11 protein-coding genes are annotated in these 12,663 nt (G+C 44.2%); 9 read left to right on the top strand and 2 right to left on the bottom strand.

Annotation, left to right across the window (positions count from 1 at the left end):
- Positions 1 to 166 precede the first annotated feature (166 nt).
- Entirely contained in the window at positions 167 to 1,288 is a 1,122-nt protein-coding gene (locus tag E2K98_RS04070; RefSeq protein ID WP_235824709.1) for an acyltransferase family protein, read from the top strand.
- Between the two features lie 162 nt (positions 1,289 to 1,450).
- Complete coding sequence (yiaA, locus tag E2K98_RS04075) at positions 1,451 to 1,867, top strand: inner membrane protein YiaA (RefSeq protein WP_133332996.1); 417 nt, start codon at positions 1,451 to 1,453, stop codon at positions 1,865 to 1,867.
- 361 nt (positions 1,868 to 2,228) lie between these two features.
- On the opposite strand, the gene E2K98_RS04080 is transcribed toward yiaA, so the two are convergent.
- Positions 2,229 to 5,141: a DEAD/DEAH box helicase gene (locus tag E2K98_RS04080; RefSeq protein ID WP_133332997.1), complete on the bottom strand. Its 2,913-nt coding sequence runs from the start codon at positions 5,139 to 5,141 to the stop codon at positions 2,229 to 2,231.
- Between the two features lie 149 nt (positions 5,142 to 5,290).
- On the opposite strand from E2K98_RS04080, the gene E2K98_RS04085 reads away from it, so the two are divergent.
- Positions 5,291 to 5,500, top strand: a complete 210-nt coding sequence (locus tag E2K98_RS04085) for a glycine zipper domain-containing protein (RefSeq protein WP_026572757.1) — start codon at positions 5,291 to 5,293, stop codon at positions 5,498 to 5,500.
- Positions 5,501 to 5,536: 36 nt separating this feature from the next.
- Here E2K98_RS04085 and E2K98_RS04090 read toward each other — a convergent pair whose 3' ends face one another.
- Complete coding sequence (locus E2K98_RS04090) at positions 5,537 to 6,709, bottom strand: N-acetylmuramoyl-L-alanine amidase (protein ID WP_133332998.1); 1,173 nt, start codon at positions 6,707 to 6,709, stop codon at positions 5,537 to 5,539.
- Positions 6,710 to 6,929: 220 nt separating this feature from the next.
- Here E2K98_RS04090 and E2K98_RS04095 point away from each other — a divergent pair, with 220 nt between their 5' ends.
- The 6 genes from E2K98_RS04095 to E2K98_RS04120 all read left to right on the top strand — a co-directional run bounded on the left by E2K98_RS04095 (position 6,930) and on the right by E2K98_RS04120 (position 12,524).
- Positions 6,930 to 7,115, top strand: coding sequence for a hypothetical protein (locus E2K98_RS04095; protein ID WP_133332999.1), 186 nt, complete (start codon positions 6,930 to 6,932; stop codon positions 7,113 to 7,115).
- 402 nt (positions 7,116 to 7,517) lie between these two features.
- Positions 7,518 to 8,705 carry a CaiB/BaiF CoA transferase family protein gene (locus E2K98_RS04100; RefSeq protein WP_133333000.1) on the top strand — a complete coding sequence of 396 codons (1,188 nt, stop codon included), beginning with the start codon at positions 7,518 to 7,520 and terminating at the stop codon, positions 8,703 to 8,705.
- Between the two features lie 4 nt (positions 8,706 to 8,709).
- Positions 8,710 to 9,552 (top strand): 3-hydroxyacyl-CoA dehydrogenase, encoded by an 843-nt coding sequence (locus E2K98_RS04105; RefSeq protein WP_133333224.1) that lies wholly within the window; start codon positions 8,710 to 8,712, stop codon positions 9,550 to 9,552.
- 21 nt (positions 9,553 to 9,573) lie between these two features.
- A complete protein-coding gene (locus E2K98_RS04110; RefSeq protein ID WP_133333001.1) occupies positions 9,574 to 10,722 on the top strand; it encodes an acyl-CoA dehydrogenase family protein in 1,149 nt (382 codons plus the stop codon).
- Between the two features lie 40 nt (positions 10,723 to 10,762).
- Positions 10,763 to 11,527, top strand: coding sequence for an electron transfer flavoprotein subunit beta/FixA family protein (locus tag E2K98_RS04115; RefSeq protein ID WP_133333002.1), 765 nt, complete (start codon positions 10,763 to 10,765; stop codon positions 11,525 to 11,527).
- Positions 11,528 to 11,552: 25 nt separating this feature from the next.
- Positions 11,553 to 12,524: an electron transfer flavoprotein subunit alpha/FixB family protein gene (locus E2K98_RS04120; protein ID WP_133333003.1), complete on the top strand. Its 972-nt coding sequence runs from the start codon at positions 11,553 to 11,555 to the stop codon at positions 12,522 to 12,524.
- The last annotated feature ends 139 nt before the right edge of the window (positions 12,525 to 12,663 follow it).

A 12,663-nucleotide genomic window follows, 5' to 3' on the forward strand; every position in this document is an offset into this window, starting at 1 on the left:
GATCAAACATACAAATTGTTTGGTCTCTTTTTTTAGGATTCGACAAAAATCGGGTGGTGACAGGCACCACCCGATTTTTGCCGAATATATAAAATTTTATTGACTTGTATTCGGTTCCAGCCTACAGTAATATTGGATATTAATTCCACAATAGGGAGGGTGGATGATGAAAAGACAATATGATTTGGACTGGATTCGTGTGTTCGCGACGCTCGCGGTATTTCTTTACCACTGCTCGATGTTTTTTAACCCATTCCCATGGCATGTCAAAAATAATCAAATAGATTCAGGGAGTATTTTAGTATTTTCCTTATTTGTGGGTGCTTGGATCATGCCGATCTTTTTCGCGGTATCAGGGATCAGTGTGACATATGCCTTGAAAAATAGGCCCATAACTGCTTTTTTCAAAGAACGGTTGATTCGGCTAGGAGTGCCGCTTGTGTTTGGGGTATTCATCTTAACTCCTCACCAAATTTTTCTCGAACGAATTGCCAACCGTCAGTTTAATGGTTCATTCCTAGATTTTCTTCCTCACTATTTTGATGGGATTTATTTAGATTTTGGCGGAACAGGAAATTTCGCGTTCTTTGGACTACATCTTTGGTATTTACTCGTACTGCTCGTATTCTCCTTTCTTACGATACCTATATTTAAAAAAATTCCAATCAGCGGGAGATTTAGCTTGGTCCATTTGTGGCTGCTGCCGTTCATTCTTTTTGCATCAGGATTAATCAAAACCCAGGGGTTAGGCGGCTGGGACCTTGTATTTTATCTAATCGTCTTTATTTATGGTTATTACTATTTTTCCAGTGAAGCTTTTAAAGATAATCTTCAAGCCACAATCAAGATTCACATGACACTTGCCTTGATTTCTTCCGCTGTATACATCGTCTGGTTTATGAAGGCTTATCCTCAACCGGGATCGGTGGAGGAGATCATCTTTTTTGCTGTCCGAACGATTAATTGCTGGAGCTTGTTACTATGCATCTTCTTCCTGGCAGACAAATATTTATCTTTTACCAATCGTTTTCTAAAGTATGCAAGTGAAGCGTCGATGCCATTTTATGTATTACATCAGCCTGTCATTGTGCTGCTTGGCTTTTTCATCCGCGACCTATCATGGCCAATACCCGTTAAGCTAATTTTTCTTATTTCCATTTCCTTTATCTTGATTATGATTGGCTATCACTTTGTTGTTCGGCGCTTGAGCCTGCTGAGGTTTTTGTTTGGGATGAAGGCGGCAAGGAGGAAAAACAAGGCCCAAGCAACGTATTCTCTTCAAAAATAGGTGGAATTCCCAGTTGGGAAATTGGACTATTATTTGTAAAAAATTCCTTTATAATAGATTTAGATAGGGGCCCTACAGTGTATCTGGGGTGCACCAATTTTATTAGAGGGGGGAACGGTCCATGTCGAATGATTAGATAAAGGAAAACAAAATGATCCAAAAATAAAAGTGGAAAGGAAAGAGGGAGAACCAACTTCCGCTTTCAAAGGGGCTTCATGGGCAGCGCTGTTAGTAGGGGTTGCGGCTTATCTCATCGGTTTGTTTAACGCATCAATGCAACTGAACGAAAAAGGATATTACTTTGCCGTTTTAGTGTTCGGACTCTATTCCGCGGTATCTTTGCAAAAAGCAGTAAGGGATAAAGAAGAGGGAATCCCCGTTACGAATATTTATTATGGGATTAGCTGGTTTGCGATGATTGTGTCGATTTCATTAATGGTTATCGGGTTATATAATGCAGGAAGTATTGTGTTAAGTGAAAAGGGATTTTATGGGATGTCGTTTGTTCTTAGCTTATTTGCAGCCATAACCGTTCAAAAGAATATTCGAGATACACAGAGGGCAAGAGAAAGAGATTGACGACGACAGGGCACTGTCGTTTTTTTTGCTCGGCGAGGTGCTCTTGGAAAGGGAAATTGTCGATATCCTTTTGAAAAGTGTTGATATCTGGTCAAAAAGTGTTGATATCCGCTGGAAAAGTGTTGATATAGTATCGATTTGTGTTGATATCTGGCCAAAAAGTGTCGATATAATCGAAATTCATGGTGGAAAAAACCAGTCGGGGGACTGGTCTTTAGTAGTAACTGTTTATCTTTTTGCTAAATCTGCGGCTTCTTCGATAATAGACCAACAATGTCCACCCCACACGCACAAAAACAGCAAAAAGTCCACGAACGGTGCCTGTCACTTTAGTGTGTCACCGTGTGGACTTTTCAGAGTGTTACCCCAAATACACTAAATCCTTTAGCTCATCCGTCGAGAGCTCGGTAATCCAGTTTTCGCTTTGGATGATTTGGTCATTTAAAAATTGCTTCTTCTCGAGCATGGCGTCGATTTTTTCTTCCAGCGTCCCCGTACAAATCAGCTTATGGACGTGGACAAACCGGGACTGCCCGATTCGGTAGGCTCGGTCCGTGGCTTGATTCTCAACGGCTGGATTCCACCAGCGGTCATAGTGAATCACATGATTCGCCGCCGTCAAATTCAGCCCCGTGCCGCCAGCCTTCAGCGATAACAAGAACACCGGAAACTCACCATTCTGGAACCGCTCAATCATCGTATCACGCTGCGTCTTCGCCACACTTCCGTTCAAAAACGGCGTCTCGATCCCAAACCGCTTCTTCAGTGCCGAACGAATCATTTCACCCATCTCGATATACTGGGTAAAAATCAAACAGCTCTCGCCTGAATCCAAAACCGCATCGACTAAATCGACTAGCTTCTCCAGTTTATTCGACCTCTCCAGCAGCACACGTCCGGCCGATTGCTCCTTCAAATACAAGGCTGGATGATTACATAACTGCTTCAATCGGCTCAACATCTGCAAAATCAGACCCTTGCGCTCAAACCCAGTCAATTTTTCAATCTGCTCAAACGTATCGCGCACGAGCTGTTCATACAGCGATGCCTGCTCCGTTGTCAGTGGACAGTACTCCTTCTGCTCCTGCTTATCCGGCAAATTCAGCGCAACCTCTTCATCCTTCTTCGTCCGCCGTAACAAGAAAGGCCGAATCAACGCCTGCAGCTGATGCACCTTTTCCTTCTTCTCATCCTTCTCAATTGGAATCACGAACTTCTTCTGAAACTGCCCCAAACTTCCCAAATATCCGTGATTCGTAAAATCAAAAATCGACCACAGCTCAGACAAGCGATTTTCCATAGGCGTTCCGGTTAAAGCAACATGGTGCCGGCCTCGCAGCCTGCGCACCGCTTTCGATTGTTTCGTCTGCGCGTTCTTAATGTTTTGCGCCTCGTCAATCGCAATCGTGCTCCAAATCGCCGATTCAAACTCATCGGAATCGAGATGGCTCAACCCATAAGAAGTTAACACCACATCGACGTTTTTAACCCGCTCCAAAAAGGCTTCTTCCTTCAAGCGGTTTGAACCATAATGCAAATAAACATCCATCTCCGGTCCAAAACGTTCCAGCTCTTTTTGCCAGTTTCCGAGAACGGAGGTAGGGCAAATAATCAATGAAGCCTTAGTCGGAGCCTTCACTGCTGGAGCAGCTTCTTCCGCATCCTTTTTCCCTCGACGGCTGCGAGACTCGTTTTCAACCATAGGTGGCTCATCGCCAGAAAGTTCTTTCACCTTCAACAAATATGAAATCAATTGCACTGTTTTTCCAAGACCCATATCATCGGCAAGGACCGCGCCAAACCCGTGCTGCCTTAAAAACCACAGCCAGCTCATCCCCAGCTGCTGGTAGGGGCGGAGTTCTCCGTTCAAGCCCTCCGGCACCGGTTCCATTGGGATTTCTTTTACCTCGGAAAGCTGCTTGATCATCTGTTTCCACTGACGGTTCAACTCGATTTGAATTTTGGCAAATGCCTTTGGATTCTCCAGTTCATCCTCGGTTGCTTCCGAATTCACCAGTTCCTGCTCAAGCAAATCACGGACCTGCAGTCCTTCTTTTTCAGCCCGTTTCATCAAATCTTGAATTTGTCGAATAAACTGCGGATCGAGCTTCACCCAGCGGCCGCGAATATAGACAAGCCGGCGCTTTTCTTCGACAAGTTGGCTAAATTCATCCTCGGATAGGTCGACTCCGTTCATCGAAAAGCGCCAATTGAAATCGAGCATCGCCTGCAAGCCAACGAACGACGGACGGTGACTTGACGTTCCTTTTAGTGATGCCTTCACTTTTAAGTTTGAATTTTTCATCGCCTGCCACCAGGCAGGAAGGAGGATCTCAACATCAAGTGCCACAAGGGTTTCGCTTGCTTCCGTTAAAAACATCCAGGCTTCTTCCTCGGTGAGATGGGATTTTAAATGGGAAGGGTCGACATCATTTTCAAGCCACGGAATCAATCGCACCCAGCGCGCGATTTCCCGGTCGACTTTGTCGATATAAGGCTTCCATTTCCCGGGAATTTTCGACTCCAGCCCAACCATCTCATCGACATTTTTCTTTCCGCGCAAAAACACATCCAAAATCCACGCGCCTTCGCCATCCTCCGGTTCTTCAAGCCGCAAGCCAATGGTAAATGGCGTATCGCTTTCCTTAATTCCAACCCACTCGAGCCAGCTTTCCTCATCAAAATACCGGGCAAGTTCACCGCCGGAAATATTTTGTTTTTTCAAAAGGTCAAGCTTTGGTCCGAACAATTCTTTCATCGCTGAGTTCCTTGTTAAATAACCATCGAGTGCGTTGTTGTAGAGTTCGTCAATAAATTGGAGTGCGGTTTCCGAGGCATTTTCCATTTCCTGCTCCCAAAAGGAGGGATCAAACTCTTCCTTTACCCGTTCCGGGAGCTGCCAGCGGAAATCGCCATGCTCCCAGACCGAAAAGTCCGGGAGCCAATCTTTTTCAAGGATTCCTTCGTGAAGCGCGAAAGCTGCGGCGAGGCAAATTTCCGCCTCCTCACTCCAGTCCCACTCAATAAACCGGTTGAATGACTCCTTCGCAAAAAGTGATACCAGCTGCCAGGCACCGAGCGGCACACCCTCAATTCCCCGTACGTTTTCCGGTTCCAAAAGCGTGCCAAAAAAGCTTTCCTCATGTTGGCTGAACACGAGATTCTTCCAGTCATCCGGATGCAAAAAGTGCCCGCGCTCCTCCTGCGCCGCCAAAAAATAACGCCCATCCTCTAATTTCATTGTCAGCAGTTTAATAAACCTAGTTTTAAGCATCGGTTCCGTGCTCCTTTACCGTACAAAAGTCCATATTCCTTTATTATAACCCAAAAGTTGGGGTTTTGCTTCGGTGAGTAAATTTGTCCCTAAAGGGAAAAATAGGTTCGGGAAGATGCTTCCCGATTAAAAAAGTGGGAGTGAATAGAATGGCTGAAAACAGAGAACGCAATCGTGCTGATGTTGACGCTGGTGAAGCGGTTGGAACAGGTGCCGGGGCAGTTGCAGGTGCTGCTGTAGGTTCTGTTCTTGGACCAATTGGTACCGTTGCTGGAGCAGTTGTCGGCGGGGCATTGGGTAACAAAGCAGGAGATGCCGCTGATAACGCTGTCGATGAAGGGGCAGGACGAGAAGATTAGCATAAATAAAATGGGACTTCGTAATGAGGTCCCATTTTACTTTTTCGAAAAATAATTTAGCAATCCTAAGTAAATCCCCTGAGCGACGTTTTCATTGAAAGCAGAACCTTCCACAACTGCATCATCTTGTTTATTTGATAGGAAACCAAGCTCTATAAGGGTACTAGGTTGTGAGTTATTTCGCAGTACACTTAAGTTATTGAATCTTGTACCAACATTCTCTAATTTCGTTGTTTTGGCAACTTCCTTTAGAATGTGGGAGGCTAATTCGTTATCTCTTGATTTTTGATAGTAAAAATCAGTCATACCATTAACGGAAGGGTCTTTGATCCAATTGTAATGGAAGCTGATAAAGGCATCGGCACCGTTTTGGTTTGAGATGTTAGATCGTTCTGGTAAAGAAATATAGGTATCATTTGTCCGGGTCATAATGACATGTGCACCGGCATTTTTAAGCTTTTGCTCTACTGCTTTGGCTGTTTCAAGGGTTAATTTTTTTTCATGTGTACCGTCAATGCTTGTGGTCCCGATATCGACTCCGCCATGACCGGGGTCAAGAACGATAGTTTTTCCGCTAAGGGGGCCTTGGATTGTTGTTTTGGCTGTCGTGGTCTTAGGTGATACTCTTGCGGGTGCAGAACTCTTTTTGTCATGGTCCGTAGTGTTCTTTGATGTTGGAGGTTTAGAAACAGCTTGTGTGTGAAACTTGTTCGGTTCGTGTTTTGTAATGTAATATTCGTTTACCCACCCCTTGATGCCGGAGGAAGATACGATTTTGGCCCAGCCTGCTTGTTCTGCCTGAACCGTGATCTGGGCTCCCCAATCTAATTTGCCGATGACGGGGTTCGATACGCCGGGACCCGTGCGAACATTTAAAAAGTCGGCATTTACGGTTGCACCTACATGTTTCGGCGGGGCCGTGTAAGCGTGGCTGATCCAGCCCATTTGGTTGTTTGCCAGTTTAATTTGGTCCCAGTTGTTCTTTTTCTTCATAACAACAAACGTGTCCCCTTTATGTACAAGACCCATCACCTTGCCTGAAATGCCAGGAGATTCCCGGACGTTCAGATTGGTTGCTGTTACGGTGACTTTCGCTGGGGAGGGATTTGCGTATGCATCTTGATCCATTTCGACAAAGGGAATGGCGATGACACTAAGGCCGATAAGTAGTTTGGCTAGGCCGAAGTTCTTGAGTTTGGTTGTGATCATTTTGTAACCTCCTTCTTTTTCAAACTCTAAAACTAGTATGGACAGGTTTCTAGCAAAATATAATCTAGAATTTTTAATTTGCAGATTACAAGTGTAGGTTTTTTTAAAAGAGTTAGAAAAAAATAGAGCCGAAATTCTAGTATATTTCTTGAATTCTTTGTCTATCCTGATCCTATACAAGAGTAAATTGGGAGAGTGCCAGTGAAAAGGGGAATGATCGATGTATACAGAGGAATTAAATAAAATGATTGCCTTAAAAAAGATGGATATTGAGGAATGTGAATACGAACTTTATAATCGCTACTATCCTTCGATTGTAAGAATGGCAATGACGAATTACATATCCGTTTTACAGACTCAATTAGAAAAGTATAATCATGAACGAATTAACAACAATCAGATATGAACCGTATTTTAAAAATTTAGGACCGTTATCAGAGCCAGGCATGGATGCCTGGCTCTTAAGCTGTTTTAGGGCTAAATAGGGCATAAATTTAGCCCGCCTTTAAAAAGGGTACCTGGCCAGTGACAAAAAAGGATCGAGCAAAACCACCATCTTCTCTTCCCCTGTCCGCGTGGAATGGACAAAAATAGCAAAAAGTCCACGGGCGGTGCCTGTCACCGCACCAAAGTGTTTCAAAAGTTAAACCTGAGTAGTTCAGATATGAGACATCTAAAATATTGTCCGGCAATTTTAGTAGATTTATATGTTGGCATGAATCTTGCATATTACATAATTAGAGAATTGAATATGCAGTAACTCATATAAAAGTATGGAATATTAGCAAAGACTTAGGAGGTTTTTTGGATGGCAGGTCCACTAGAAGGGATAAAAGTGCTGGAACTTTCAAGGACGCTGGCGGGTCCGTTTTGCAGTATGCAATTGGCTGATATGGGAGCGGAAGTAGTTAAGGTTGAACAGCCGGGGATTGGGGATGAAACACGAAGCTATATTCCGCCAGAAATAAATGGAGAATCAACCTATTTTATGAGCCTAAATAAAAATAAAAAAGGCATTACGCTGAATCTCAAAACGGATGAGGGTCAACGGATCGTAAAACAGCTGGTAAAGGATTCTGATGTATTAATTGAAAATTTCCGAAATGGAACAATGGAGAAGTTTGGCTTAGGGTATGATGTGCTCAAAGAAATCAACCCTCGTCTCGTCTATTGCGCAGTCAGCGGGTTTGGCCGGACAGGTCCGATGAAAGATGAACCGGCTTATGATTTGTTGATGCAAGGATTTGGAGGATTTATGAGTGTTACCGGAGAGGCAGGAGGGGCTCCTGTAAGGGCTGGATATTCCATCGTCGATTTAGCAACAGGGCTTTATGCATCGCTTGGGGTTGTCCTTGCCTTGCTGGCTAGAGAAAAGTCGGGAAAAGGCCAATATGTAGAATCTTCTTTGTTGGAAACCATCGTCTCATTGACCAATTACCTTGGGCAAGGTGTTTTAGCAACAGGAAAAGTTCCAGGACGATTAGGGTCTGCACATCCAAATCTCGTACCTTATCAAGCCTTCGAGACGAAGGATGGCCACGTCATCATTGCGGTACCAAATGATTGGCTATGGAGAAAAATGTGTGTTGCGCTTGAACTTCATGATTTAAAGGATCATCCGAAATATGCTGTGAACGTGAACCGCGTAGCAAACAGGGAAGAACTTGTTGGGATTCTTACCGAATATACGAAGAGCAAAGAATCATCGGAAATTATCGAAAGATTAAAAGGGGCAGGTATACCGAGCGGTCCAATCAATGACATTGCCCAACTTCTGGAACATCCCCAGGTTCAATATCGGGAAATGATTCAAGAGGTAGAGCATCCCACGATTGGCATGCTGAAAATGCTTGGAGTCCCTCTTAAATTATCAGACACGCCGGGGTCCGTTCGAAAAGCACCACCTTTATTAAGTGAAAATACAGATGATGTGTTGACTACCCTCGGTTATAGTCTCGAAGACATTGCTGATTTTAAAGAAAAGGGGATTATTTAAAATGATTAATCATATTGCTGTCATTGGCAGCGGTACAATGGGGCGTGGAATAGCCTATACCGCTGCATTAGCCGGTTTTCAAGTGACTTTACAGGACATATCTGAACAGGCTCTTGAAAACGCAAGAGAGTACATTGAAAACTTGTTAAATAGAAGCGCAGCTAAAGGATATATCCAGGCTGAACAGGAAGCAGAGGCAAAGAAAAATCTATCTTACACAACGCAGCTGCAAGAAGCTGTAAGTGAAACGGACCTGGTCATCGAAGCGGCCTTAGAAATAATGGAATTGAAAATCAATATCTTTAAGCAATTAGATGAGCTAGCGCCGTCTCATGCCATCCTTGCAACCAACACATCCACCATGAGCCCGACAGAGATTGCAGCCGCTACGGATAGGCCTGAACAATGTATCGCGATGCACTTCTTTAACCCCGTTCATCGCATGAAATTAATCGAGATTATTCGAGGCTTAGATACATCTGATACTACGGTCGAAGTAGTCAAACAGGTGGCTGAAAAACTGGGGAAAGTATCCGTCGAAGTCAATGAGTTTCCTGGTTTTGTAACAAGCCGAATGAATTGTCTAATTGGAAATGAAGCCATGAACATGCTAATGGAAGGAGTGGCTTCAGCCGAAGACATAGATAAGGCACTTAAATATGGTTTAAATCATCCGATGGGCCCACTTGAATTGGCGGACCTTGTAGGCTTGGATAGCCGTTTGCGAAATATGGAATATTTGTATCAGCAATTAGGTGAAAAATACCGTCCATCTCCCTTACTAGTGAAATATGTGAAGGCTGGACGATTGGGGAAAAAGTCAGGGCGAGGATTTTACCAATATTAATAAGAAGGAACGTGAGAAAAAGTGGATTTTCAATTATCAGAAGATATTAAATTTTTAAAGCGAAGTATTCGGGAATTTATTGACAGCGAAGTCGATCCCCTTGCGATGGAAATTGAGGAGAAGGACGAGATTCCTGAAAAGATCATGGACATGTCGAAGGAAATGGGATTGTTTGGACTCAGTATCCCGGAAGAATACGGTGGAACCGGTATTGGAATGGTCGGCAAGTGTGCCATTTATGAGGAATTAGGCAGGACGCATAATGGGTACACCACGGTAATCGGTGCCCATACAGGGATCGGTTCTGTTGGAATCGTCGAGATGGGGAATGAAGAACAAAAGCGAAAATACCTGCCGCCCATGGCTCGTGGGGAAATGATTGGATCCTTTGCATTGACGGAACCTAGTGCAGGTTCACATGCAACGAATCTGAAAACAACGGCGGTGAGAAAAGGCGATACATATGTCTTAAATGGGAGCAAACATTATATCACGAATGCACCAATTGCCGATGTCTTTACGGTTATGGCTGTAACCGATCCATCGAAGGGAGCAAAAGGGATTACCTCTTTTATTGTAGAGAAAGACTTTCCTGGGTTCACAGTAGGGAAAAACGAAAAGAAAATGGGTCTTCGTGGATCTCATTCCGCGGAAATTTTCTTTGAAGATTGTGAAGTTCCTGCAGAAAACGTGCTTGGTCAAGAAGGGCAAGGCTATGTCAACGCTTTGAAAATTCTTGCCAACGGCCGGGCGGGGCTTGCAGCAAGAAATCTAGGAAGCTGCGAAAAGCTGTTAGAGATGTCGATTCAGCACGCAAATAATCGAATTCAGTTTGGCAAACCCATTTTTGAACAACAAATTATCCAACATTATTTAGCAGAAATGGCGCTGGATATTGAAACTTTAAGGAGCATGACGTACCGTGTGGCTTGGATGACGGACCAAGGGATGAAGGTCATTAAGGAAGCGGCCATGGTAAAGCTCCTTGGATCCGAGGTCTATAATCGTGTGGCAGATAAGGCTGTACAAATTCACGGAGGGATTGGATATATTGCTGAATTCCCTGTGGAACGCTTTTACCGGGATGCCAGAATCACCAAGATTTATGAAGGAACATCTGAAATCCAAAAAAATATTATTGCCGCGCAGCTAAAGCGGGAATACCTCTAGATTGATAAATAAGAGTAGAAGAATAGGAGGATACCAGAAAATGAATATTTTAGTTTTAGTGAAACAGACCTTTGATACGGAAGAGAAGATCGTTGTTCAAAACGGACAGATTAGCGATGAGGGGGTAGAGTTTATCCTTAATCCGTATGATGAATACGCAGTGGAAGAGGCTGTAAAACTCAAGGAAGAGTCCGGGGCAGAAGTAACGGTATTAACAGTCGGACCAACTCGTTCTGAGAGTGTTTTAAGAACAGCGCTCGCAATGGGAGCAGACAAAGCGATCATTGTTGAACTAGAGGAAGAGGCAGACGAGTATGCCATCGCTAAGATCATTAAAGCAGCCATTAAAGGGCAGGAGTACGATTTAGTCCTGGCTGGAAATATGGCGGTTGATTCCGGATCCGGCCAAGTTGCCATTCGGGTGGCGGAAGAACTAGGGATTCCTCAAGTCTCTACGATTACCAATCTCTCTCTTGATGGCACGAAGGCAATCGTTGAACGCGATATTGAGGGAGACGTGGAAATCACTGAGGTGAATCTTCCGTTTTTGGCAACCACTCAACAAGGATTAAACGAGCCGCGTTATCCATCTCTTCCGGGGATTATGAAGGCGAAGAAAAAGCCGCTAGAACGTTTCTCAGTAGAAGATCTCGCGTTATTTGAAGATGACTTAGCTCCGCGGACTTCCGTTCAAGATCAATATTTGCCGCCAAAAAAACAAGCAGGGAAAGTTTTAGAAGGCGAAATCGGCCAACAGGTTCAGGATCTTGTGAATCTGCTTCGCACGGAAGCAAAAGTAGTCTAATTACGAACTTAGGAGGATGATCCAAATGGGTAAAAAAGTACTTGTTTTTATAGAAAGCAAAGAAGGAAAGCTGAGGAATGTCTCTTTTGAAGCCTTGACAACAGCCAATCGATTGGCTGATGGAGGGGAGGTCAATGCCGCGTTATTTGGTCCCGGAGCAACTGAATTAGTGCAGGAAGTAAGCAAGTACGGACCAAATAAAGCCTATGTCCTCGAAGATGAGGCCCTGACAACCTATACAACAGATGCCTATACGCAGGCATTGTGTCAGCTAATTGAGGAAGTGCAAGCGGAAGTCATTCTGATGGGACATACAGCGATTGGAAAAGACGTGGCCCCGAGAGTGGCTGGGAAATTAGGAGCCGGACTGGTTTCGGACTGCACAGGGGCAGAGGTAGAGGATGGCGCCATTGTCTTCACCCGCCCTATTTATGCAGGGAAGGCATTCCAAAAGAAGGTCTTTAACCAAGGGAAAGTGTTTGCGACCCTAAGACCGAATAACTTTGAGGTAATAGAAAATCCTGGGCAGGCTGAGGTTCTTCCATTCCAGCCGGTGATTAAGGATTTAAGAACCATTGTGAAAGAAATCGTTCGGAAAGCCACAACTGGAGTGGATTTGAGTGAAGCAAAAATAATTGTTTCCGGTGGCCGCGGTGTGAAAAGTAAAGATGGTTTCAAGCCACTTCAGGAGCTGGCAGAAGTATTGGGCGGTGCAGTTGGAGCTTCACGCGGGGCCTGTGATGCGGAGTTTTGTGACTATTCTTTACAAATTGGCCAAACAGGAAAAGTGGTAACTCCTGATTTGTATATCGCTTGCGGAATTTCCGGTGCTATTCAGCATTTGGCCGGTATGTCGAATTCTAAAGTGATTGTGGCCATCAACAAGGATCCGGAAGCGCCGATTTTCCAAGTAGCGGACTACGGAATTGTAGGCGATTTGTTTGAGGTTGTACCTCTTTTAACAGAAGAATTTAACAAAGTATTGGTCACCGTTTAAATTTCCAGGCCCGGGTTTCATCGGGTACCATTTTAGTCCCCCTTTTTTAATACAGAGGGGACTATTTTTACACACTGGAATATTTAAGCGTTTCACCACCATCCACAACGTAACGAAAATAACTAAATCCGACATTAGG

This window comes from Bacillus salipaludis (assembly GCF_004358205.1).